Annotated in this window: 23 protein-coding genes; 7 read left to right on the forward strand and 16 right to left on the reverse strand. The window is 69.8% G+C overall.

Annotation, left to right across the window (positions count from 1 at the left end):
* Positions 1-40 precede the first annotated feature (40 nt).
* Positions 41-976 (forward strand): LysR family transcriptional regulator, encoded by a 936-nt coding sequence (locus BMW75_RS00440; protein WP_175493070.1) that lies wholly within the window; start codon positions 41-43, stop codon positions 974-976.
* On the opposite strand, the gene BMW75_RS00445 is transcribed toward BMW75_RS00440, so the two are convergent.
* From BMW75_RS00445 to imuA, 4 genes are all read right to left on the reverse strand, one after another.
* Positions 973-1,350, reverse strand: a complete 378-nt coding sequence (locus BMW75_RS00445) for an I78 family peptidase inhibitor (protein WP_076521144.1) — start codon at positions 1,348-1,350, stop codon at positions 973-975. The two genes, BMW75_RS00440 and BMW75_RS00445, sit on opposite strands and share 4 nt — an antisense overlap.
* Before the next feature lie 143 nt (positions 1,351-1,493).
* Complete coding sequence (locus tag BMW75_RS00450) at positions 1,494-4,733, reverse strand: error-prone DNA polymerase (RefSeq protein ID WP_092575387.1); 3,240 nt, start codon at positions 4,731-4,733, stop codon at positions 1,494-1,496.
* A gap of 1 nt (position 4,734) precedes the next feature.
* Positions 4,735-6,204 (reverse strand): Y-family DNA polymerase, encoded by a 1,470-nt coding sequence (locus tag BMW75_RS00455; protein WP_092575390.1) that lies wholly within the window; start codon positions 6,202-6,204, stop codon positions 4,735-4,737.
* Positions 6,134-6,838, reverse strand: a complete 705-nt coding sequence (gene imuA / locus BMW75_RS00460; protein ID WP_076521141.1) for a translesion DNA synthesis-associated protein ImuA — start codon at positions 6,836-6,838, stop codon at positions 6,134-6,136. Before imuA ends, BMW75_RS00455 begins: the two co-directional genes overlap by 71 nt.
* 282 nt (positions 6,839-7,120) lie before the next feature.
* On the opposite strand from imuA, the gene ypfH reads away from it, so the two are divergent.
* Positions 7,121-7,825: an esterase gene (ypfH, locus tag BMW75_RS00465; RefSeq protein WP_092575393.1), complete on the forward strand. Its 705-nt coding sequence runs from the start codon at positions 7,121-7,123 to the stop codon at positions 7,823-7,825.
* Between the two features lie 72 nt (positions 7,826-7,897).
* On the opposite strand, the gene BMW75_RS00470 is transcribed toward ypfH, so the two are convergent.
* The 7 genes from BMW75_RS00470 to queE all read right to left on the reverse strand — a co-directional run bounded on the left by BMW75_RS00470 (position 7,898) and on the right by queE (position 14,304).
* Entirely contained in the window at positions 7,898-9,319 is a 1,422-nt protein-coding gene (locus BMW75_RS00470) for an efflux transporter outer membrane subunit (RefSeq protein ID WP_092575396.1), read from the reverse strand.
* A gap of 66 nt (positions 9,320-9,385) precedes the next feature.
* Positions 9,386-10,300: an efflux RND transporter periplasmic adaptor subunit gene (locus BMW75_RS00475; RefSeq protein ID WP_092575399.1), complete on the reverse strand. Its 915-nt coding sequence runs from the start codon at positions 10,298-10,300 to the stop codon at positions 9,386-9,388.
* A complete protein-coding gene (locus BMW75_RS00480) occupies positions 10,297-10,515 on the reverse strand; it encodes a DUF1656 domain-containing protein (protein WP_076521137.1) in 219 nt (72 codons plus the stop codon). Before BMW75_RS00480 ends, BMW75_RS00475 begins: the two co-directional genes overlap by 4 nt.
* On the reverse strand, positions 10,512-12,563 hold the full coding sequence (locus BMW75_RS00485; protein ID WP_092575402.1) for an FUSC family protein: 2,052 nt from the start codon (positions 12,561-12,563) through the stop codon (positions 10,512-10,514). The genes BMW75_RS00480 and BMW75_RS00485 overlap by 4 nt, the downstream gene beginning before the upstream one ends.
* 2 nt (positions 12,564-12,565) lie before the next feature.
* Positions 12,566-13,039: a MarR family winged helix-turn-helix transcriptional regulator gene (locus tag BMW75_RS00490; protein WP_076521135.1), complete on the reverse strand. Its 474-nt coding sequence runs from the start codon at positions 13,037-13,039 to the stop codon at positions 12,566-12,568.
* 160 nt (positions 13,040-13,199) lie between these two features.
* Entirely contained in the window at positions 13,200-13,643 is a 444-nt protein-coding gene (gene queD / locus BMW75_RS00495) for a 6-carboxytetrahydropterin synthase QueD (protein ID WP_092575406.1), read from the reverse strand.
* 28 nt (positions 13,644-13,671) lie between these two features.
* Complete coding sequence (gene queE, locus BMW75_RS00500; protein WP_076521133.1) at positions 13,672-14,304, reverse strand: 7-carboxy-7-deazaguanine synthase; 633 nt, start codon at positions 14,302-14,304, stop codon at positions 13,672-13,674.
* Positions 14,305-14,529: 225 nt separating this feature from the next.
* Here queE and arfB point away from each other — a divergent pair, with 225 nt between their 5' ends.
* From arfB to BMW75_RS00520, 4 genes are all read left to right on the forward strand, one after another.
* Positions 14,530-14,946, forward strand: coding sequence for an alternative ribosome rescue aminoacyl-tRNA hydrolase ArfB (gene arfB / locus BMW75_RS00505; RefSeq protein ID WP_076521132.1), 417 nt, complete (start codon positions 14,530-14,532; stop codon positions 14,944-14,946).
* Positions 14,947-14,955: 9 nt separating this feature from the next.
* Positions 14,956-15,648 carry a DUF2238 domain-containing protein gene (locus BMW75_RS00510; RefSeq protein WP_092575410.1) on the forward strand — a complete coding sequence of 231 codons (693 nt, stop codon included), beginning with the start codon at positions 14,956-14,958 and terminating at the stop codon, positions 15,646-15,648.
* Positions 15,649-15,717: 69 nt separating this feature from the next.
* Positions 15,718-16,065, forward strand: a complete 348-nt coding sequence (locus BMW75_RS00515) for an ArsR/SmtB family transcription factor (protein ID WP_092575413.1) — start codon at positions 15,718-15,720, stop codon at positions 16,063-16,065.
* A gap of 28 nt (positions 16,066-16,093) precedes the next feature.
* On the forward strand, positions 16,094-17,149 hold the full coding sequence (locus tag BMW75_RS00520) for an alkene reductase (protein WP_092575416.1): 1,056 nt from the start codon (positions 16,094-16,096) through the stop codon (positions 17,147-17,149).
* A 98-nt stretch (positions 17,150-17,247) separates the two neighbouring features.
* On the opposite strand, the gene BMW75_RS00525 is transcribed toward BMW75_RS00520, so the two are convergent.
* On the reverse strand, positions 17,248-18,096 hold the full coding sequence (locus BMW75_RS00525; protein ID WP_092575419.1) for a CPBP family intramembrane glutamic endopeptidase: 849 nt from the start codon (positions 18,094-18,096) through the stop codon (positions 17,248-17,250).
* A 155-nt stretch (positions 18,097-18,251) separates the two neighbouring features.
* Between BMW75_RS00525 and BMW75_RS00530 the strand changes: the two genes are divergently transcribed.
* Positions 18,252-18,626: an MAPEG family protein gene (locus tag BMW75_RS00530; RefSeq protein ID WP_076521127.1), complete on the forward strand. Its 375-nt coding sequence runs from the start codon at positions 18,252-18,254 to the stop codon at positions 18,624-18,626.
* Between the two features lie 50 nt (positions 18,627-18,676).
* Here the strand turns inward: BMW75_RS00530 and BMW75_RS00535 are convergent, their stop codons facing one another.
* The 4 genes from BMW75_RS00535 to BMW75_RS00550 all read right to left on the reverse strand — a co-directional run bounded on the left by BMW75_RS00535 (position 18,677) and on the right by BMW75_RS00550 (position 22,570).
* Entirely contained in the window at positions 18,677-19,111 is a 435-nt protein-coding gene (locus BMW75_RS00535) for a carboxypeptidase-like regulatory domain-containing protein (protein ID WP_092575422.1), read from the reverse strand.
* 177 nt (positions 19,112-19,288) lie between these two features.
* On the reverse strand, positions 19,289-20,083 hold the full coding sequence (locus BMW75_RS00540) for an NRDE family protein (RefSeq protein WP_092575425.1): 795 nt from the start codon (positions 20,081-20,083) through the stop codon (positions 19,289-19,291).
* Positions 20,084-20,086: 3 nt separating this feature from the next.
* Entirely contained in the window at positions 20,087-22,024 is a 1,938-nt protein-coding gene (locus BMW75_RS00545) for an FUSC family protein (RefSeq protein WP_092575428.1), read from the reverse strand.
* A gap of 63 nt (positions 22,025-22,087) precedes the next feature.
* Positions 22,088-22,570 (reverse strand): YbaK/prolyl-tRNA synthetase associated domain-containing protein, encoded by a 483-nt coding sequence (locus BMW75_RS00550; RefSeq protein ID WP_092575431.1) that lies wholly within the window; start codon positions 22,568-22,570, stop codon positions 22,088-22,090.
* Between the last annotated feature and the right edge of the window lie 57 nt (positions 22,571-22,627).

Genomic DNA, 22,627 nt, shown 5'->3' on the forward strand with positions numbered 1-22,627 from the left:
TAATGTGAGGGTTTCCATGCGCTTTTCTTCCTCCGCGGCGATGTACACCCTCAAACAGCTAGAGGCTTTCTACTGGAGTTCCGAACTGGGCAGCTTCAGCGCGTCGTCGCGCAAGCTGCACACCACCCAATCGGCCGTGGCCAAGCGGGTGGGGGAACTGGAGGCCTTTGCCGGCTCGCCCTTGTTCGAGCGGCGGGCCAAGAAGCTGCTCATGACGCCACAGGGCCGCAAGCTATTCGAGCTGGCGGGCCAGATGCTGGAACTGAACAGCCGCATCGTCCAGAACATGGCCGATCCGGCCAGCTTCGAGGGCGTGGTGCGGCTGGGCGTGACGGAACTGGTCGGCATGACCTGGCTGGCGGGGCTGATCAAGCAGATCAGCCAGCGCTACCCGCGCGTGCAGCTGATGCCCGAGATCGACGGCGGCATCACGCTGTACGAGCGGCTGGAAAAGGACGAGCTGGACCTGGCGATCATGCCGGGGCCGTTCTGGGGCTACCAGTACGATTGCACCCACCTGGGCGCGGTCACCAATGTCTGGATGGCCAGTCCGGCGCTGGATATCGATGTCTCGGCGAACCTGACGCCGCAGGACCTGGCGCCCTATCCGGTGATTTCCCAACCCACGAATTCCGCGCTCTCGCACCTGTATGACGCCTGGTTTGCGGAGCAGGGGATGCCGGTCAAGCGCGTCCTGACGTGCAACAGCCTGGGAATGATGGCCCAGCTGACGATGCTGGGCCTGGGCATCAGCTACCTGCCGGGCGCGTATTTCGCGCCATTGGTCGCGCGCGGGGCGCTTTGTCAGTTGAATGTGCAGCCGGACCTGCCGACCATCAATTACTACGCGGTCCATAAGAAGAACATCGTCAACCCGGTGGTGTCCCGGGTGATCGACATCGCGCGCGAAGAGTGCGCGTTCGAAGTGGCGGGGGCGTTCCTGCCCCATGTGCCGCCCGCCGCCGGAGTGGCCTAGCCGCAGCGGATCGCGGTCATGACGTCCTTGTCGTCCACGATGAGGTTCAGGCGGGTGTTGTTGTATTCCATCGTGACCACCTGGCCCGGACGCAGCATGCGCGCGGTGGTGCTGCCGCTGCGCGTGCGCAGGTCTTCCATGACCGAGGGCGTGGCCTTCTGGCCGATCTGCGACTGCAGCGGGCCCGCGTCGCAGGTCTTGCCGCTGGTGCTGCCGGGCATGGCCGACGACGAACCGTAGGAAGTCCCGGCGCCGACGCTCGAGGACGCATCCGAGGAGCTGGAGGCCGGCGCGCTGGACGTGCGCGAGCCGCCGGTATTGGCGCACGCGGCCAGGCTGGCAACCAGCAGGAAGGGGATCAGCTTGCGGATCATGTAGGACTCCTTACAACGAGCGGACAAAAAGCCATGATAGACCAGCGGCGAGGCGCTGTGCTTAGGGCGCGCCGGGCGCGTGCACGCCCTGCAACGGTCCGCGACGGGCCGGGGGCCCTGAAAAGGGGGCGGGTCGGAAATCCTCAGTGAAAGTTGCGGCTGTGCGCCGCCAGTCCGCCCAGCAGGTCGGACATGTCCACCAGCCGCTGCGCGATCAGGTGGCGCACCCCGTCGACGCTCTGCCAGGCGCCGAACACGCCCAACAGGGTAGCGCCCAGCAGCTCGCGGCGCTGGCGTTCGATCAGGTCGGGGCGCACCACCACGTTGACGGGGCCCGTCTCGTCTTCGAGCGTCACGAAGATGACGCCCTTGGAGGTCTGGGGGCGCTGGCGCACCGTGACGATGCCGCAGGCGCGCGCGACCCGCTTGTTGGGGTAGCCGTTCAGCACCGAGGCCGGCTGGAAATTGCGCGCGGCCAGTTGGGGGCGCAGCAGCGCCACGGGATGGCTGTGCAGCGTCAGGCCCACGCTGCGGTAATCGGCGGCCACGGTCTGGCTTTCGGTCGGGGCGGACAGTCGCGGGGCCTGGGCGTCCACGATCTCGGCATCGCGCAGCAGGTCGCGGCTTTGCACGCTGGCGGCGGCCTCCCAACTGGCCTGGCGCCGGTGGCCCGCCAGCGTGCGCAGGGCGTCGCCGGCCGCCAGCGCGTTCAGGTCGTGCCGGTTGAGCCCGGCGCGCCGGGCCAGGTCGGCCGTGTTGGCAAAGGGCGCGTCGGCCCGGGCGGCCTCGATGCGGCGGACGGCGTCCTCGCGCATGCCCTGGATCAGGCCCAGGCCCAGCCGCACGGCGGGGCGGGGCGGCTCGGACGGCGGCGCGTGGGCGTGCGCACGGCGCGCGGCGCCCGGATGGCCGGGAGGCGGTTCTTCCAGCGCGGCGTCCCAGCCGCTGACGGTGACGTCGGCGGGCAGGATGCAGACCCCGTGGCGCCGGGCGTCCTGCACCAGTTGCGCGGGCGCGTAAAAGCCCATGGGCTGGGAATTGAGCAGGGCCGCGAGGAAGGCTTCCGGTTCGTGGCGCTTGAGCCAGGAACTGGCGTAGGCCAGCAGGGCGAAGCTGGCGGCATGGCTTTCCGGAAAACCGTATTCGCCGAACCCCTCCACCTGCCGGAACAGGGCCTCGGCGAACTCCAGCGTGTAGCCGTGCGCCAGCAGCCCGCCCACCAGCTTGACGCGGAACTTGTCCACGCCGCCCTTGCGCCGCCACGCGGCCATCGACCGGCGCAGTTGGTCGGCCTCGCCGGGCGAGAAGCCGGCCGCCACCACCGCGATCTGCATGACCTGTTCCTGGAAGATGGGCACGCCCATGGTCCGGCTGAGCACGCCGCGCACCCTTTCGCTGGGGTAGGTTTCGGGCTCTTTCTTCTGGCGGCGCCGCAGGTAGGGGTGGACCATCCCGCCCTGGATCGGTCCGGGGCGCACGATGGCCACCTGCACCACCAGGTCGTAGTATTCGCGCGGACGCAGGCGCGGCAGCATGGTCATCTGGGCGCGTGATTCGATCTGGAACACGCCGATGGTGTCGGCATCGCAGATCATGTCGTAGGTGGGCGCGTCGCCTTCGGGGATGTCCTGCAGGGTCAGCGGCCGGCCCCGGCGCTGGCTGGCCAGTTCCAGCGTGCGGCGCAAGGCCGACAGCATGCCCAGCGCCAGCACGTCCACCTTCAGCAGCTTCAGGGCGTCCAGGTCGTCCTTGTCCCATTGCACGACGCTGCGGTCCTGCATGGCGGCGTTCTCGATGGGCACCAGGCGCGAGAGCTTGCCGCGCGAGATCACGAAACCGCCCGGATGCTGCGACAGGTGGCGCGGAAAGCCCATCATGGTCTGCGCCAGCGACGCCCACTGGCGCGCCACCCGGGATTCGGGGTCCAGGCCGCAGGCGCCCAGCGTGCGCAGCATTTCTTTTTTGCCGTCCCACCACTGGTGGGCGCGGGCCACGGCATCGATGACGCCCGGGTCCACCCCCAGCGCGCGCCCGGTATCGCGCAGCACGCTGCGCGGCCGGTACGAGATGACCACCGCGGTCAGGGCGGCGCGTTCGCGGCCATACTTGCCGTAGATGTACTGGATGACTTCTTCGCGGCGCTGGTGTTCGAAGTCCACGTCGATGTCGGGCGGTTCGTTGCGCTCTTTGCTGATGAAGCGTTCGAACAGGTTGTTGCCGCGCTGCGGGTCCACCGCGGTGATTCCCAGGCAATAGCACACGGCGGAGTTGGCGGCCGAGCCCCGGCCCTGGCACAGGATGCCGATGCTGCGGGCATGCTTGACGATGTCGTAGACCGTCAGGAAGTAGGCCTCGTAGCCCAGCTCGGCGATCAGCTCCAGTTCCTTTTCGATCTGCGCGGCCACGTTGTCCGGCACCCCCGCCGGAAAGCGCCGACGGGCGCCGGCCAGCGCCTCCTGGCGCAGGTAGCTGGCCGGCGTATGGCCGGGCGGCACGATCTCGTCGGGATATTCGTAGCGCAGCTCGTCCAGCGAAAACGTGCAGCGGCGCGCCACGGCCAGGGTTTGCGCCAGGGCGTCGGGCGGGTACAGGCTGGCCAGCCGCATGCGGCTGCGCAGGTGTTGTTCGGCATTGCCGGACAGTTCGTAGCCGCATTGCGACACCTGCCGGCGGGTGCGGATGCCGGTCAGCGTATCGTGCAGCGGCTTGCGCGAGCGGATATGCATCTGGACCTGCCCGACCGCCACCACGGGCAGTTGCGACGCCTGGGCCGCGTGTTCGACGGCGGCGCGGTGCAGGTCGTCGCGCGACTGGTGCAGCAGGGTCAGTCCCACCCAGGCGCGGCCGGGAAAAAGGCGCGCCAGCCAGCACGCCTGGTCGGCCATGCGGTCGGCGTCGGTGCCGTAGGCGGGCGTCAGGATGGCCAGGCATTCTGGCAGGCTGCGCAGATGCGCGTAGCCGCCGGGCGGATCGGCGAGGTCTTGCGGGGAGAGCCGGTACTCGCCCTTGGGCGCCCGGGTGCGGGCCAGCGTGATGAGTTCGGAGAGGTTGCCGTAGCCTTCGCGGGTCTGCGCCAGCAGGGTCAGGCCCAGTGGCGCGGCATCGGGCGCGGCGCGCAACTGGAAGGTGGCGCCGACGATCAGCGGCAGTTTCAGGGTCTTGGCCTCGGTGTGGGCGCGCACCACGCCCGCCAGCGAGCATTCGTCGGTCAGGGCCAGCGCGGCGTAGCCGAGTTCGGCGGCGCGCGCGGCCAGTTCCTCGGGGTGCGAGGCGCCCTGCAGGAAGGAAAAATTGGATTGGCATTGCAGCTCGGCATAGCCGGGCAAGCCGGCCAGGGTGTCAGCCGGGTCCAGCGGATCGGGGGCGTCGTCGTCCGTGCGCATGTCAGGCGTACAGTCCGTGCAGGAACCAGCGGGCGTCCTCGGCGTCGCGCTCGCGGTAGATCCAGTAGCGCGCGCCGGCCGCGTCTTCGGCGACGAAGTAATCGCGCACGGTCAGGACCGGATCCCACCAGCCGCTTTCGATGCGTTCGGGACCGCGCATCAGCCGCAGCGCCTGCCCGCCGTATTGGGGCCGATGGCCGGACAGCTTCAGGGGCTGCGGGGTTTCCAGCAGCCAGAAGGGGCGTTCGAGCAGGGGCGGCAGCGGGTCGGGGCGCTGGGGCGCGGCCAGCGCGTCGCCCCAGGCATTGGCGGTCTCGGGGCGGTGGTCGGCGACGGGCCGGGCGTGGCGCACCCGGTCGCGGCCCAGGCGCGCCACCAGCAGGTCCAGGAGCCGCGCGTGGTCGGCGGCGGTGCCGCCCGGCTCGGGAAACAGAGTGGTGCTGGCGGCGGGCTGCTCGACCGTGTCGGGTGCCTGCAGCGTGACGGCGATGACGGGGGCTTCCAGCGTGAAGTGGTTCAGTTTTTCGCGCAGCAGCGGCAGGAGCTGCCGCGCCTGCCAGACGGGCTGCGCGAGGGCCAGCTCCAGTTCGGTGGGCGGCCGGGCGTGGCGGCCGCGTTCGTGGTCCATGCTGAGCACCACGCGCTGGACGGCCAATTGCCGGGCGGCCAGCCAGCCGCCCAATTGTTCGGCCAGGCGGCCTGCGACGGCCAGCACCGCGTCGGTGTGCTCCATATAGTCCATGAGTTCGATGCGCCGCGAAAACCGATGCGGCGGTTCGATCCAGCGGTGGAGTTCGGGCGCCTGGCCGTAGGCGGCGTCCAGGGCCTGCAGCAGATCGGGCGCGCTGCGCCGCTGCAGGCCCGCGCGCGGCAGGGCGCGCAGGTGCGCCAGCGTGTGGCAGCCGATGTCGTCCAGCCAGTGCCGGCGGTCGTGCGCCTGGGGCAGCAGCGACAGGGGCAGGGCATCGAGCCGCCGCGCCAGGGTGGACAGCTTCAGCGTGCGCCGGGGGACGCCCCGGCCGGCACGCCGCGCCAGCAGCCAGGCGCCCGTGGCGGTGGGCGCCATGCCCAGGGTCATGCGCAGGTCCAGCGCGCGCAGCGTCGCGGCCACCCGCCGTGCCAGCGCGCGCGGCCCGCGGAAGAACATCAGGCTGGCGCCCACGTTCAGCAGCACGGTGTCGCCGTCGGCCAGCGCGATTTCAGGGGTGTACTGCAGCAAGGCCAGCGCCGCGCCCTGCAGGGCCTCGGCTTCGGCCTGCGCATTGCGCGGCAGCAGTTCCACGCCGGGGGCGATGGCCGCCGCGCCCGCGCGGCGCATGCCGGGCGTCACGCCGGCCTGGCGGGCGGCGGGAGTCAGGGCGGCGACCCGTTCCTGGTCCAGAACGGCGAACGCCTCCTGTTCATGCGGCCAGTGCGGGCGTATGACGTCCAGCGGCAGGCAGCGCAGGCAGGCGGCGATCCAGAGGCGCATGGCGGGGAGTGGAAGGGGTAAGGGCGCCGGGCTCCAGGCCCACGTACAGGGGGGTGTCGCAGACAGGCCCCCGGCGCTTGAGTATGTGCACGGACAAGCCGCCCGGCGCGGGCGCCAGCGCCAGCCGCAGGGCGGCGGGCGTGGCGTTCTGCGCGGCGCGGGACGGGCGCACGGCGATGAACAGCAGGTCGCTGGCCTGGGCGGCCAGGTGCAGGCGGCGCAGGGATTCGGGGCGCACATGGGGCAGCCAGCAGATCAGCGCGCCGCAACTGCCGTTCTTCAGGATCTGTTCGGTGGCCCACAGGGCATCGACCGGCTTTTCGGGCGCCACCCAGAGCAATTGCCGGGGATCCAGCCGCCAGCTCATCCAGCTGGCGATGTGGGGAACATGCGGCGGCTGCACCAGGGCAATGGGACGGCGTGTTTCCAGCTGGGCAAGGGCGGGACGCAGCAGGCGGATTTCTCCGATGCCGGGGTGCGGGGTCAGCAGTTCGACGAGCGATCCCAGCGGCCAGCCGCCGTCGGGCAGTTCGGCCGAGAGCGCCGCATGCCCGGTAGGCAGGGTGCGTGCGGCGCCCTGGGCCAACTGCGTGGCCCGCCACAGCGCGGGATGGATACGTTCGGGGGACTGCATGGCGGGGACGCCTGATGGTAAATGACTGTATGAATATACAGTATTGTACCGGCTTTGGCGCCGGGCTTCGGGGCCAGACTTAGACCCGCCGGACGTATCGCCATGTGCCGCGCCGCGGGCCACGAACGGGCCGGTGCCCAGGGCTCGTCCCGGCGCTATCATGGCCACGTGACGCGCCGGGCGGCGCGCAGCAAACCCGGGCAGGCTCCCAGGCGGCGCGCCTTTTACAATGCGGCAATCGGGGCGCCGTTTGACGTCCCCAAGCCAGTACGGAGCGGTTTCATGGCGTCTTCCAGTTCTATCGAATTTCTTCCCGATCCGGGCGTCGACGTGCGCCAGCTCTTCATCCTGCTGCACGGCGTGGGCGGGTCACCCGACAACCTGGCGCCTCTGGCCCAGGCGCTGCGCGCCGCCTTCCCGAGCGCGGCCGTGCTGATCCCCGAAGGCTTCGAACCGTTCGACGGCGGCGGCGCCGGCCGGCAGTGGTTCTCCGTGCGCGGGGTCACCGAGGAAAACCGCGCCGACCGCGTGGCCCAGGCAATGCCGCCCCTGGAAGCCTACGTGCGCAACGCGCAGGCGCGCTTCGGCCTGCTGCAATCCGACACCGCGCTGGCCGGTTTTTCGCAGGGCGCCATCATGGCGCTGGAACTGGTGCAGGCCCACGACGGCATGGCCGGCCGCGTCCTCGCGTTTTCGGGCCGCTACGCGCAACTGCCCAAGACCGCGCCGCAATACACCACCATTCATCTGCTGCACGGCGCCAACGATCCCGTCATGGCCGTGGCCAACGCCCAGGCGGCGCAGGCCCGGCTCGCCGAACTGCATGGCGACTCCACCATCGACATCGCCTCTCAGGTCGGCCATGAACTGCATCCCGCCCTGATCCAGCGCGCCATCGTGCGCCTGCAGACCTGCGTGCCGCTGCGCAGCTGGGAAGCGGCCCTGGGGCTGAACCAGACGCCGCCGGATGGGACGACGGTGCATTGAGCTGACGCGTCTGACGCGTCTGCGGCGTCTGCGGCGTCTGGCCGAAGAGGCCGGAAGCGCCCGGCGTGGACCTTACTTCTCCCACCCCCCGCCCAACGCCAGAAACAACGCAATCTGGTCGCTGCTCAGCTCCGCCTGCGACGCCGCCAGCGCGCTTTCGTTGCTGGCCAGCGTGCGTTCGGCGTCCAGCACGGTCAGGTAGTCGGTCTTGCCGTACTGGAACAAGCGCCGAGCCTGCGACGCCGCTTCGGCGCTCTGGTCGCGGGCGGCGCGCAGGGCGGTGTCGCGGTCGAGCTGGCGGGCGTAGACGACCAGCGCGCTCTCGGTTTCGCGCAGGGCGTTCAGCACGGTGGCGTCAAAGCGCGCGGCGGCGGCCTTGGTGTTGGCTTCGGCTTGCGCGATGCGCGCTTGCGCGGCGCCGGTGTTGGGGATGGTCCAGGAGATGAGGGGGCCGACGCTCCAACTGAAGGTGCCGCGGTCGCCGAACATGGTGGCCGGGCCGCCCGACGCGGCCGACAGGCCCAGTGTGATCTTGGGATAGAGGTCGGCCGTGGCCACGCCGATGCGCGCGGTGGAGGCGGCCAGGGTGCGCTCGGCCTGGCGGATGTCCGGGCGGCGGCGCAGCAGTTCTGCCCCGTCGCCGACCGGGATGGTTTCGGTCAGTTTCGGCGCGGTGGCGCATTGCAGCAGCGCCGGGGAGATCTCGTGCGGCGTCTGGCCGGTCAGCGCGGCCAGGCGGTACAGCGCGGTGCGCTGCTGGGCCTGGAAGGGCGGCAGGTTGGCCTGCAATTGTTCGAGCTGGCTGCGCGCGCGGGTGACGTCCAGCGTGGTGCCGCGGCCGGCGCGCTGCAGGCGGCTGACGGCGTCGAGCGATTCCTTCTGGACCTGCACGGAGTGCTGCGCCGAGGCGAGCTGCATGCCCGCGGCACACAGGTTGGCGTAGGCACGCGCGGTCTCGGCGGCGACGGTGACGCGGGTGGCGTCGTAGGCGGCTTGCGCGGCCTGCGCGTCATCGGTGGAGGCTTCCACGGCGCGGCGGATCTGGCCGAAAAGGTCAAGTTGATACGACACGCTGGCGCCGGTGGAATACGACCAGCGGTTGGGAGGATCGATGCCGGGTTGCAGTTCCTGCAGGCCGGACACGTGACCGAAGGTGGGCGACGCGTTGACGCCGAGGGTGGGCTGCTGCTGGGCGCGGGTCTCCTGCAGGGCGGCCTGGGCGCGCTCGAGGTTGGCGCTGGCGACGCGCAGGTCGGTGTTGGCGGCCAGGGCCTTTTCCACCAGGCCGTCCAGCATGGGGTCGTTGTACAGGCGCCACCAGTGGCCGGGCACCGCCTCTTGCCGGTACACATCGTCCTGCGCTTCTACGAAGGACGATTGCGCGCTCGGCCGCTGGGACACCGACTCCGGCGGCACCTTGTAGTCGGGGCCCACGGAGGCGCATCCGGCCAGCGCGAGGGCCAGCGTCAGCGGGAGGAGAAGTCTGGTTTTCATGGCAGGTACGGCTTGGCGTCGATAGGAAGTTGAGGGTTTCGAAATGGCGTGCGGCGTGCGCTCGCGTCAGGAGGCGTGGGGCGCGCTGGCCGCGGCCTGGGCGGGGCGGTCGTCGACGGAGACGGTGGCGGTCTGGCCGGCGACCAGGCGCACGCCGTCGGGCACGTCGTCGATCTTCACGCGCACGGGAATCCGCTGCGCCAGGCGTACCCAGTTGAAGGTGGGGTTCACGTTGGGAAGCAGGTTGGCGCCCGTGCTGCGGTCGCGGTCGGCGATGCCCATGGCGATGCTCTCGACGTGGCCGCGAATGTGGCGCGATTCGCCCATCAGGGTCACGGTCACGGGATCGCCTTCGTGGATGCCGGGCAGCTTGGTTTCCTCGAAGTAGCCTTCGACGTAGAAGGAGCCGGCATCCACCAGCGCCATTACGCCGTGGCCAGCCGTGGCGTAGGAGCCCGCGCGCAGGTCCAGGTTGGTGACGCGGCCGTCGCTGGCGGCGACGACGCGGCTGCGTTCCAGGTTCAGCCGCGCGGTGTTCAGTTGCACCTGCGCCTGCGCCAGCGCCGCTTCGGTCTGCTGCACCTTGGTCTGGCTTTGTTCCAGCGTTTCGGCCGCGACGAGCTGTCCGAGCGACCGGTTGCGCTTGGCGTCGCGCAGCGCCTGGTCGTGGGCCACCTGCTGCGAGCGCACGGCGGCCTCGGCCTGGTCGTACGCAAGCTGGAAGCGGGCGCGGTCGATTTCGAACAGCAGGTCGCCGGCCTTCACGTCCTGGTTGTCGTGCACGGGCACGCGGGTGACCAGGCCGGAGACGTCGGGCGCAACCTGCACGACATAGGCCTTGACGCGGCCGTCGCGCGTCCAGGGTTCGACTTCATAGTGGTCCCAGAGCTGCCAGCCGGCGTAAGCGGCGGCGGCGACGACGACGGCCGTGACCGCGAACTTGCCGATGGCAGCAGGACGAAGGGCATTGGGGAGTTTCATACCGGTCTTTGCAGAAAATAGGGGGAAATGAGGGAGACGCCGTACAGCAGCACCACAAAGAGCGCCAGGTCAAAGAGCGCGGGGTGCCACACCAGGCGGTAGAGTCCGGCGCGGGCGAGCACGCGGCGCACCGCCCAGGCCACGCCCAGGGTGATGACGCCTAGCACCAGCAGCCAGGGGAAATAGATGCCGTAGAGATTGAATTCGCCGATCATGATGCTTGGCTCTCCAGCGTGGGATGAGCGGGTTGGTAGTCGGGCGCCTCGGGGAAGAACGCGCGGCGGATGCCGACCAGCGCCACCACGGCGCGGTCGCGCGCGTGAGGGCCGTGCGGCGTGGCGGCGACGCTGCCCAGCGCGCGGTCGATCTGCGCCAGGAACTCGGGCGTCTTGTCCTGCACACGCCCCGATGAACGGACCCGGAAAAACTGCGCCAGGCTGTCGAGCACCGGCCCGATCGTGGCGTCGGCCATCGGCAGGTGCCGGCGGGCTCGTTGCAGTTCGGTGATGTCGCGCCCCACGCGCAGGTCTTTCAGCGCGTCGGCCGCGACCAGGTCGTCGGGCCGCCTGGCCAGCGCCAGCCGCGGCTGCAAGAGGCCGATGCGGTCCAGCATGCGGGCGGTGTACGTATGGCGTGAAGGCGCGCGCGGCGAGCTGGCCAGCGTCGCCAGCTCTTTCCAGTTGGCGGCCTGGATGCGGCGCGCGCTCCAGTCGGCGCTGACGGTGCGGAAGATGGCGGCGATGATCGCGGCCGTGGCCACGCCCATGCACTGCGCGACCTGCGTGTCGATGAAGGAAACGACATTGGCGGTGTTGGTGTCCTGCAGGGCCATGGTGCCCAGAAAGCCGAACAGCATGGCCATGCCTTTGCCGGTGCTGGCCGGCCGGGCGATGAAGATGCCCAGCACGAAGGCCGTCGGCAGCATGGACAGCGCCAGCATTTCGAACGAGTGGATGGCCGGCATGATGCCCAGCAGATACAGCGCCGACAGCGGGATCGAATACACCGTGTAGGTCAGGAACTGCATGATGCCCGGCACGGGATTGTCCTGCGAGGCGAAGAAGCAGCTGAAGATCGCGGCCATCAGCGCGGCGGTGGCGCCATTGCTCCAGGCTGTGCCGATCCAGAAGGCGCAGCAGACCGAAATGGCCACGCCCGCGGCCAGCGCGGACAGCAGCGCCAGGCCGTGATCGCGGTGCAGCGCCGAATTGGGATCGCGGGCCGCGCGCGGGGCCCGCACCGGCGCACCCGCCAATCCCGCGTGGATGTCGCGGCGCAGGGCGAGGCATTCGTCATAGGTGTCGATCAGCTCGCGCAGCCGCGTCATCAGGCTGGCCAGGAGCGCATCGCGCCAGGTCGAACGGCTGTCGATGCCGGGCGTCAGCCGGGTGACGGCGGCGCGCAGCCGCACGGCGGTCTCGTGCGAGGCCTGGGCGCCGGCGTTGATCCATTCCGAAATATCGGACAGCAGCGACTGCACCGGCTCGGGCAGGTCCTGGCCGTTGGCCTGCAAGGCGCGCATGCGGTCCTCGACGGCCGACACGGCGGGCGTCAGCGCGGCGATCTGGTCCTGCATGGCGCGCACGGCGCCCGCGGTCCAGCGCAGGTTGCTGGTGTCGAAGGGAACATGGGTGGACAGCAGGCGCAATTGCGTGATGTCGTTGGCCAGCACGCGGCGGTCCTTGTCGCGCTGTTCGGCGTTTTTACCGCTCAAGGTGTCGTGCATCCAGTTGCGCGCGTCGCGCACCGCCTTGTCCAGTTGCAGCGTCAGCGCGGGGGCAAGGCCGCGCGGCAGGATGATGCTGTGGATCAGCGTGGCGCACACGATGCCCAGGCTGATCTCCTCGACGCGCGCAAGCGCCGTGTCGAAGACGAGGGAAGGGTCGGTGACGCTGGGAAAGCCGATCATCGCCGCGGTGTAGCCCGCCAGCATGAACAGGTAGGACCGCGGCGTGCGGTCCAGCACCGACATGTACAGGCAGGCGCCCACCCACAGCACCATCGCCCCGGTCATGACGACCGGCGAATTCGACAGCCGGGGCACCAGGTAGACGGTGGCGGCCGACCCGAAGAAGGTGCCCACCAGGCGATACAGCGCCTTGGAGCGCACGGCGCCCGACCAGGGCTGGGCCACGACATAGGCGGTGGTCATGGCCCAGAACGGACGCGGCAAACCGATGCTGTAGGCCAGGTAGAGCGCCATGATGGCGCTCAGGTAGCTCTTGAGCGAGAAGACCGTTTCGCGGACGTTGGGCAGATTCACTTTCATGGCCGCGCGTCCTCTTGCGCCCCGGCGCCGCTGCGGCCCAGCGACACCTTCATGGCGTCGAAGACGCGCAGGCACGCTTCGAGGTCGGACTCGCTGATGCCGTTGAAGATGCGGCGGCGCAGTTCGACCAGCACGTCTTCGACCTGGGCGCGCAGCGCGTGGCCGGCCTCGGTGAGGTGCAGGGTGCGGGCGCGGCGGTCGTGGGGATCTTCGCGACGTTCCATCAGCCCGGCGGCGACCAGTTGGTCCAGCACGCGCACCAGCGAGGGGCCCTCGACGCCCAGGGCCTCGGCCAGCGCGCCCTGGCGCACCCCGTCGCCCAGCCGGCCGGCCAGGATGACGGGCCAGGCGGTGGCCTGCGACAGGCCGTAGTCGACGAGCGCCTTGTCGGCGGCGCCGCGATAGGCGCGCGACAGCACCATGAGGTTGGCGGTGGTGGCCATGAGCTGGGAGTCGGAAGGAGTAGGCATGGAATAGATTGTATCCTATCTATTAGCTTACTAATGATTGAAAATGACGACTATCTCGATAGATCCTTTCAATTGGAAAAATAGGGGAGCGGTTTTCCATGGGTGGAAAACCGGGGACAAAACTGCGACCGGCCGGCGCGACAGCGGCCGGCCTATCCGGTCAACCGTTGCAGTCGGCCCAGCAGTTCGGCGTTTCGTAGAGGCGCACGCGCGTCAGGCGCAGTTCGGCGCCGTAGTGGCCGTGGTAGTGGGGCGCCAGCGTTTCGAAGACGATGGCGGCCAGGTTTTCGGCGGTGGGGATGCGGTCCAGCACCACGGTCTTGTGGCCGGGCAGCGTGTCCAGGAATCCGCGCACGGCGGCATCGCCTTCATAGACCAGGAACGCATGGTCCCAGACGTCCACGATGTGCGTCTTGGCGATGTGCTTGATCTCGGAGAAGTCCATCACCATGCCGTTGTCGGACTCGCCGGGCGCCTGCACCACGTCGCCCGTCAGGGTGATCTCCAGCACGTAGCGATGGCCGTGCAGGTTGCGGCACTGGCTGCGGTGGTCGGGGATGCGGTGGCCGGCGTCGAACTCGAGCCTGCGGGTCACGGAAATCATCGCGCGCTCCGCACGGCGTGGGGGTGAATCATGGAATGCCTATGTATTTGTGGGTTTGCAGGCTGAGCCGCCATTGCGGGTGCTGCATGCAGTACTGGACGGCCTGCTCGGTGTTGGCCGCGCGCGCGGGTCCGTCCATGGGTTGCAGGAAGAAGTGTTCGAAATCGAGGTGCGCGAAGGCGTCGGGCAGGGCATTGAGCTGGGGGTAGACCAGCTTGAGCTCGTTTCCGCGCTCGACCACGACCGGCGCCGTGCCTTTGGGACTGACGCAGATCCAGTCGATCCCCGCGGGCGGCTTGATCGTGCCGTTGGTTTCGATGGCGACGGTAAAGCCGCGGGCATGGATGGCGTCCAGCAGCGGCGCGTCCAGTTGCAGCAGCGGCTCGCCGCCCGTGAAGACCACGTAGCGGTTGTGCGTGTCCGGACCCCAGGCCGCGGCGATGGCGTCGGCCAGGAGGTCGGCCGAGGCGAACTTGCCGCCGCCGTCGCCATCGGTGCCGATGAAGTCGGTGTCGCAGAAGGTACAGGCGGCGCTGGCGCGGTCGCTCTCGCGGCCGGACCACAGGTTGCAGCCCGCGAACCGGCAGAATACCGCCGCGCGGCCTGCGTGGGCGCCTTCGCCTTGCAGGGTCTTGAAGATTTCTTTGGCGGTGTAAGTCATAGGGGGGCGGGCGGCCGGGCGCCGCGCGATTCGAGCAAAAGCGCGCTATTTTACTTGGCGCGGCGGATATGCGCCGAAAGACCCTGCTGGGCGGGGGTTCGGCGCAGCCGCGCGAGCCGCCGGCGCCCCGGCCCGCTCCGCCCCGCGTCCGCAGCATTCGCCGGCCCCGCGAGCCGCCGGCCCACGCCGTGCAGGAAGCGTGGCGGCCCTGTAGACTTCCCGCCTATGTTTCACGTCCAAGACTCGCTTTTCATCGACGAACGCGACCTGACCTTCTCCATGATCCGCGCCCAGGGCGCGGGCGGGCAGAACGTCAACAAGGTGTCCAGCGCCGTCCATCTGCGCTTTGATGTGCGCGCTTCCCGCCTGCCGCCCGAGGTGCAGGACGCGCTGTGCGCGCTGAGCGACCATCGCATCTCCAAGGAGGGGGTGATCGTCATCAAGTCGCAGGCGTTCCGCAGCCAGGAAAAAAACCGGGCCGAGGCCATCGAGCGCCTGGTGGCCATGGTCCGCGCGGCGATCCGGGTCGACAAGCCGCGCCGGGCCACCAAGCCGACGCGGGCCTCGCAGCGCCGGCGCGTGCAGCGCAAGGTGCTGCACGGCGAGGTCAAGCGGCTGCGCGGACGGGTGCAGGGCGAATAGGAGGGGATCATGTCAGACGCGCGCCGCCGCTATCTACTTACGCTGGCCGGGGTGTTCGCCGTCATCTGGACGGCGTTGGCCATCGATCCGCACGACCGCTCGGCCTGGGCGCTGGAAAACGCGCTGGTGCTGGCCCTGGGCGCCGTGCTGTTCGCCACGCGGCACGCGTTCGTGTTTTCGCGCGCGTCGTACACGCTGATCTTCCTGTTCCTGTGCCTGCACACCGTGGGGGCGCATTACACCTACTCGCTGGTTCCGTACGACGATTGGTGGCGCGCCCTGACCGGCCACAGCCTGAACAGCCTGCTGGGCTGGGAGCGCAACAATTTCGACCGGGTCGTGCACTTTTCCTACGGGCTGCTCCTGGCCTATCCGATCCGCGAGATCTTCCTGCGCGTGGCCGAGGTGCGCGGGTTCTGGGCGTATTTCCTGCCCCTGGACGTGACGCTGTCCACCTCGGCGCTCTACGAGCTGATCGAGTGGGGCGCCGCGGAGTTCTTCGGCGGCGACCTGGGCGCAGCCTATCTCGGCACGCAGGGCGACATCTGGGACGCCCAGAAAGACATGGCGCTGGCGGCGCTGGGCGCGGTCATCGCCATGACCGTGACCGCGCTGGTCAACTGGAAGGCGCAGCGCGATCTGGCCCGCGATTGGGCCGACAGCCTCAAACCCGCGCGACGGCGGCAGGCCGATAGTCCTTGATGCCCGCAGGGGCATCTCGACATATCGGACAAACCCGATATATGATTCGATAAATTGCGATATACAAATATGACCGCAACTACCTCACCCTCCGACCAGAACATCGCGCAGCCCGCCATTGACGCCGACGCCATCCTCAAGGCGCTGGCCAATCCGGTGCGGCGCGACATCCTGGCCTGGCTGAAGACGCCGCATGCGTACTTCGAGGAGCGTCCCGGCCACACCTTCGAACACGGGGTGTGCGCGGGCCACATCGATGACCGCTGCGGGCTGTCCCAGTCGACCGTGTCGTCGCATCTGGCCGTTTTGCAGCGCGCGGGCCTGATTTCGGCCACGAAGGTGGGGCAGTGGGTCTTTTTCCGTCGCAACGAGCCCGTGATTGCCGCGTTTCTGCGGCAGTTGAACCAGGATATGTAGCCCCATTGCCGGGACGAAAGGACTTTGCATGAACCCCTTGTTTGAACCGCTGAAAGTTGGCGACCTGACGCTGCGCAACCGCGTGGTCATGGCGCCTTTGACCCGCCAGCGCGCCAGCGCCGGCCGCGTCCCCAACGACCTGATGGTCGAGTACTACACCCAGCGCGCCGGCGCCGGCCTGATCCTGACCGAAGCCACCGCGGTCACGCCGCAGGGCGTCGGCTATGCCGATACGCCCGGGTTGTGGTCGCCGGAACAGGTCAAGGGCTGGCGCAAGGTGACGTCCGCCGTGCACGACAAGGGCAGCCTGATCGTGGCGCAGCTCTGGCACGTGGGCCGCATTTCCGATCCGATGTTCCTGGACGGCGAACTGCCCGTCGCGCCCAGCGCCATCGCCGCCAAGGGCCACGTCAGCCACGTGCGCCCCAAGCGCGCCTACGTGACGCCGCGCGCGCTCGAGACCGACGAGATTCCGGGCGTGGTGCAGGCCTACCGCCACGGTGCGCAGATGGCGATGGAAGCCGGCTTCGACGGCGTGGAAGTGCATGCCGCCAACGGCTACCTGCTGGACCAGTTCCTGCAGGACAGCACCAACCACCGCACCGACCAGTACGGCGGTTCGGTCGAAAACCGTGCGCGCCTGCTGATGGAAGTGGTCGACGCCTGCGTGGCCGTCTGGGGCCCGGGGCGCGTCGGCGTGCACCTGTCGCCGCGCGGCGATGCGCACGACATGGGCGATTCGGACCGGGCGGGCCTGTTCACGTATGTGGCGCGTGAACTCGGCAAGCGCGGCATCGCGTTCCTGTGCGTGCGCGAACATGAAGGCCCGGACAGCCTGGGGCCGGTGTTGAAGGCCGCGTTCGGCGGCGTGTATATCGGCAACGAGGGCTACACGCGCGAGAGCGCCGAAGCCGCCGTGGCCGCTGGCAGGGCCGACGCCGTGGCGTTTGGCGTACCCTACATCGCCACGCCCGACCTGGCCGAGCGCCTTCAGCGCAACGCGCCGCTCAACACGCCGAACCCGGCGACCTTCTACGCTTCCGGCGCGGAAGGGTATACGGACTATCCGGCACTGGCGGCTTGAAGTTGCTGCTTGAAGTTGCAGCTTGACGTTGCTGCTTGAAGCCACCCCCTGCAGCCACCCCCTGAAGCAATGGCCCGCCCTCGGCGGGCCTTTTGCTTTCACAGCGCGGCGCGCATCGGATAGGTGAACAGCCCGAAGTGCGCCACGTTCAGGCCCAGGTGCGCCAGCACGGCGGCGGAAAGGCCGCCGTACCGGTAAGCCAGGCCATAGGCCGCGCCCGCCAGCCCGGCCAGCAGCATCCATTGCCATCCGCCCGCAAAATGGGCCAGCCCGAACAGCGCGGCCGCCACGGCCAGCGCCGCCCAGCCGCCCCACGCGCGGCTACGCCAACGCTGCGACAGGCGCTCTTGCACATACCCGCGAAACAGCGCCTCTTCGGCCAGCGTCACCAGCAGCGCATTGTTGATCAGCCAGATCCCGCCCGACGGCGGCCACTTGGGCGCCCACTGCACCACGTCCAGCGCCAGCGCCAGGCCCAGGCATGCCGCCACCGCGGCCCCGCAGGCCAGCAACGCCGCCGACAGGGTGAGGCGCGCACTGGCCGCGGCCATCGGCGGCGCCATCGCCAGCACCACCCAGAACGCCACCAGCGGTTTGTCCAGGTTCAGGAACATGCCGAACGGCACGGCGCCAGGACTGAGCGGGGCGGGTTCGATCACGCGCAGGTTGTGAAAGCCGGGCAGCAGATGCGCAAAGAGCAGCACGGCCACGGCCACGAACAACGCGTGCCCGGCCGCGCGCGCGACCGGCCCCGCCTGCGAACGCGCCAGCACCGCGGCGCCAAGCAACAGCGCCGGCCACGCCAGCGCCACGGGGTCGGCAACGCCGCCGGCCAAGGCCCAGGCCCACGCCACCGCCAGGGGGGCAAGGGCCCAGCGGCGCGTGCAGGGCGGCCACAGCATGGCTGCGGCCAGAAACAGGGCGGACCACGGCAGGTCGTGAGGCATCGGCGGGCGGGGATTCGGGCGAACGCCAGAGTGTAAGCGCGGCCTGCGCCTGGGCGCGCTTTTGCCATGCGTGCATTTTCAGGCGACCATGCGGCAGCGGCGGCAGACGCCCCGCTTGTCCGGCGGGCCGGGAACCGCCATCCAGGGAGTCAGGGATGAAGAGTATCGCGTGGTTGATGTTGGCGGCGGCGCTGCTGCCGTTCGTGTGCACCATCATCGCCAAGGCCGGCGGCAAGCAGTTCGACAACAACGATCCGCGGACGTGGCTGGGGCGGCAGGAGGGATGGCGCGCCCGCGCCAACGCCGCCCAGGCAAACACCTTCGAGGCCCTGCCGTTCTTTTACGCCGCTGTGCTGTTCGCGCTTTACAACCAGGCGCCCGCCGCGCACGTGGCCACGCTCATGGCGTGCTGGCTGGGCACGCGGCTGGGTTACGTGGCGATGTACCTGGCCAATTGGGGCGCGCTGCGCTCGCTGGTCTGGACGGCGGGGGTGGGCTTCGTGATCGCGATCCTGTTCGCGGGCGTCTGAGGCCCGCGCCGGATCGTGGCGGCGGCGCTATCGGCAGCCGCTGCGCCGCGTCACTTCCATTCGAACATGGCGCGCGCGGTGCCGGAATCCTGCACCGAGACCTGGCGCTCCTGCGCCTTGCCGTCGAAGGTGGCCGAGATCCGGTAGTTGCCGGCCGGCAGCTTGACCAGCATGTAAGGGCCTTCGGCAGTGACCTGCAACACCGATTTGCCCTGCGCGTCCCGGATGACGACGGCGACGTCGGCGACGTAATCGGCCTTGCCGCCGCGCTGGGCGGCGAAGGTGAGCGCCAGCGGGTAGTTGCCGGAGGCGGCCTTCATGGCTTCGGATTCGTCGATGCCGATGCCGCCGCTGACGTATTCCACCGAGCCTTGATGCTTGACGGGCGGCGTCCCGGCCTGGGCCGTGGAAAGAATGCCGGCGATGGCCATGCTGCCCACCGCCATGGCGGCGGCCATCGTGCAGCGTTCAAAACGTTTATTCATGGAATTCTCCTGCGGGTAGGTCCGGCGCGGCCGAGCGGTCGCTCGCGTCCACCGGACGATTGCACTTCGTTCGACCCGGTCGCCTGAACCGAGTTCGCGTCGTCTCGGCTCGGAAATCAACCGTTTGTATCAGCCGCATTTTTCTTGAGCACGCGCGGCAGCCGTCCGCGTCTCGCATCAAGCATCACGCATCATGGCAGCCGCCGCGTGCCAGGTGAAGGTCAGCCGGCTCTCGCCGCTGACCGAGCCGTCCGGCGCGAATCGCCGTTCGTGCAGTTCGCCCGCGCCGTCGCCGTGCAGCGCCATCACGCTGGAGCTGCGGGTGCCGTAGTCCGGGCTGACGATGAACGGGCTGCTGAGCAGCTTTTCGCGGTCCAGGGGCAGGCCCGTGGCGGGCAGGTCGGCGTCGTCCGCGGGCAGGGGATCGGCAAGCGCCGCGAACAACGCGGGCAGGTCGGGCTGCGGATGGCTCTCCAGCACGGCCGTGAAGGCGGCCTTGGTCCGCGCCAGCTTGGGCCAGGGCGTGTCCAGCAGGTGGTTGGACAGCGCGTACACGCCGGGCGCGAGGCGCCGCGGTCCGCCATCGCGGTTGCTCAGATACCAGGCCTGCGCGGCATCGCCCACGATCAGGTTGAACCCGTTGTAGGCCTGGTCCCGGCGATGCACGTCCTCCAGGTACGCCTGCGGGGCGATGTCCCCGCGCAGGAAGTCCTCGACCAGCGCGCCGCGCGACGGCGCGTTGTCCAGGTGCCGGCCCGGTTCGCGGAAATTGGTCACCAGCGCATAACGCCCGTGCGCCGTCACCCCCATCCAGGTGCCGCCCGCCAGGCCGTCGCGCCCGGCATAGATGCCGGGGGCGTCGGGCCATTGCGCGGCGGGCAGGGTGGGGCGCGCGTGGAATTCGTCGCGATTCGCGGCGATCAGCACGGGGATGCCCGGCAAGGTGTGCAGGGCCAGTACGGCAAGACACATGATTCAGACCTGATGAAGAGGGGAAGGGGAGGCGGGACGCCCGGGCGCCGCAGTGAAGTCGGGGCCGGCCAGGGTGGCGCGCAACGATTCGATTTCGGCGGCGACGTCCCGCAGCAGGGGCGACGGCGCCTCGATGGCGTCCGGGGGCACGGGCTGGCCCTGGTTGACGGCGGCGGCAATGCGGTCCAGGGCGGCGGCCAGTTGGGCGACCTGCGCGGCAGGGGGCGCGGGCTGGCCGGCGGGCAGCGACCACACGGTGTCGGAGATGGCGTTGGCCACGCGTTCCAGCGCCACTTCCACCGGCCACCAGGCCAGGGCGCGGCGGCTGACGAGCCGCGGTTCGGACAGTCCGCGCTGCAGCGCGATGCGCAGGTCGGACAGCCGCGCGTAGGCGCGCGCGCGCAGGTCGTGCCGACTGCCGGGATCGGCCTGGAACACGGTGTTCAGGTAGGCGGCCAGCGTCGAGGTGGCGGCGGACACGGCATGGTCCAGGTTGCTGCGTTCGATGCGAATCCAGGGCAGGTAGCCCACCAGCAGCACGATGGCCGACGCGACCCCCACGTCGACCAGCCGCGCCAGCGCGATGGACCAGCTTCCGGGTTGCAGCGCGCCGATCAGCAGCATGAGGATGGGCACCAATATCGCCGAGAACAGCCCGTAGTTGCGCCGTATCGACCAGGGCAGCAGCGCCGCCAGCCCGGCGACCGTGAGCAGGCTCGCGACGCCGCCGCGGTCCAGCGCCAGCACGGTGGCGCTGATCGCGACGCCCACCACGCTGCCCGCGCAGCTTTGCAGCGCGCGGGCAAAGACCGACCCGAAATTGGGCTTGAACACCACCACGACGATCAGCGGCACCCAGTAGGACCGGGGCAAGGCGGTGGCCAGGGCGACCGCCTCGGCGGCAAGCAGGCAGAGCCCCAGACGCACCAGATACCGCACGGTGGTCGGCCCGGGGCGGTAGGTCCGGACCAGCACGCGCCAGGGCGTGCGCGCGGGCGCGGGCGGCAGGTCGGCGCAGTCATCGGCTGGCGTGGCCCGCGTGCCGTTCAGCAGCGGCTGCGCCTGCTCCAGCGCGTCCGCAAGCTGCGGCATGCCGGCGCGGCGCAGCGCGGCGATGTCGTCGCGCGCGTCCGGCTCGGCGTCATTTTCGACGCGGTCGGCCAGATGGTTCATGACCCGGGCGCATTCGGCCGGCAGCACGCGCCCGGCGCGCGCCAGCGCCAGCGCGGCGTTGGTGAGCGGCGTGCAGGCCTGCAGTTGCGCGACCAGGCGCGCCAGCCGCGGCGACGGGCCCGCCGACCGGCCCCGCGCGGCCAGGACGGTGTCATAGGCGGTGGCCATGGCGCCTTCCATCTCGCGGCGCGCGGCCATGACGCGCGAGGTGCCGGTGGCCGCGAACATCGCGGCCAGCTTGCGGTAGGCCTGCGCCACCGCGGCCCGCTCCGGCGCGATGGGATTGACGACCCAGCCGGACAGCGTGAGCGCCAGGCCGAACAGCCCGCCCACGCCCACCAGCGCGGGCGGCAGCCATGGCGGCAGGGTCGAGGCCAGGCTGGAACCGACGATCACATAGGTGGCGAATTGCAGGGTGGCGACGGCCGCGATGGTGTTGAACGTGCCGACCAAACTGGCCGCCAGGACCAGCAGCATCATGCCGGCGGCGGTCCAGAGCCCGTGGCCAGCCATCAGGCTTCCCAGCAGATAGCCCAGCGCGCCGCCGAACACCGTGGCGCCGATGGACAGCGCGCGGTTGCGGTAGGGGCCGCCGTTGTCGCCCGTGATGGCGGGCAGCGCGCCCAGCGCCACCAGCGCGGCCGCCGGCCCCTGGTCCAGGACCAGCCCCGCGGCCGTCGGCAGTCCGATGGCCAGGGCGGCGCGCAGCATCACCCAGGGGTTGAGCGGCGAAGGCTCCAGGTGCGCCAGGCTCATCAGCCAGCGCATGTTGGACGCGTGCGGGTGGCTTATCGATGGGCGGCGGGACAAGGCGGCCTCATGGGACGGTGCTCAGGCCTTGGTCAGCGGCGCCTCGTCGGGCGCCGCCAGGCGGAAGTAGTCTTCGGTGTTCAGGAGGATGGACGCGTCCAGGCGTCCGGCGTTGAAGACGATTTCCTCGTGCCGCTCGCGCAGGCTGGGATCCACCAGCAAGCACAGGTCCGGATTGAAGCTGAAGGGCGGGATGGCGCCGATCTCGCAGCCGGTGAGCTCGCGCGCGAGGTCGCGCGACGCGAGCGAGGCTTTCTTGCCGCCCGCGGCGCGCGCGATCGCGTCCAGATCGGCCTGCTTGTCGGCCGGAAACACCGCGAGCACGTTCTTGCGCAGATTGGACGAGATCTTCACCCGGCAGACCAGCGCCTTGGCGCCCTGGCTGACTTCGGTGCCGCGCACGGCGGCGACTTCGACGGACCGACCCGCCGAGGCGTGTTCAAGCAGGCGATAGCGGGCCTGGTGCTGGGTAAGCAGGGCTTGCAGGCGTTCAAAGACTTCCATGGGGGCGACGGGAATGGGGCGGGCCGGGAGTCGGCCTCGTACGCGGAATCATACGCC

This window comes from Achromobacter sp. NFACC18-2, from assembly GCF_900108985.1.
In the GTDB taxonomy this organism is placed as follows: Bacteria; Pseudomonadota; Gammaproteobacteria; order Burkholderiales; family Burkholderiaceae_B; genus Achromobacter.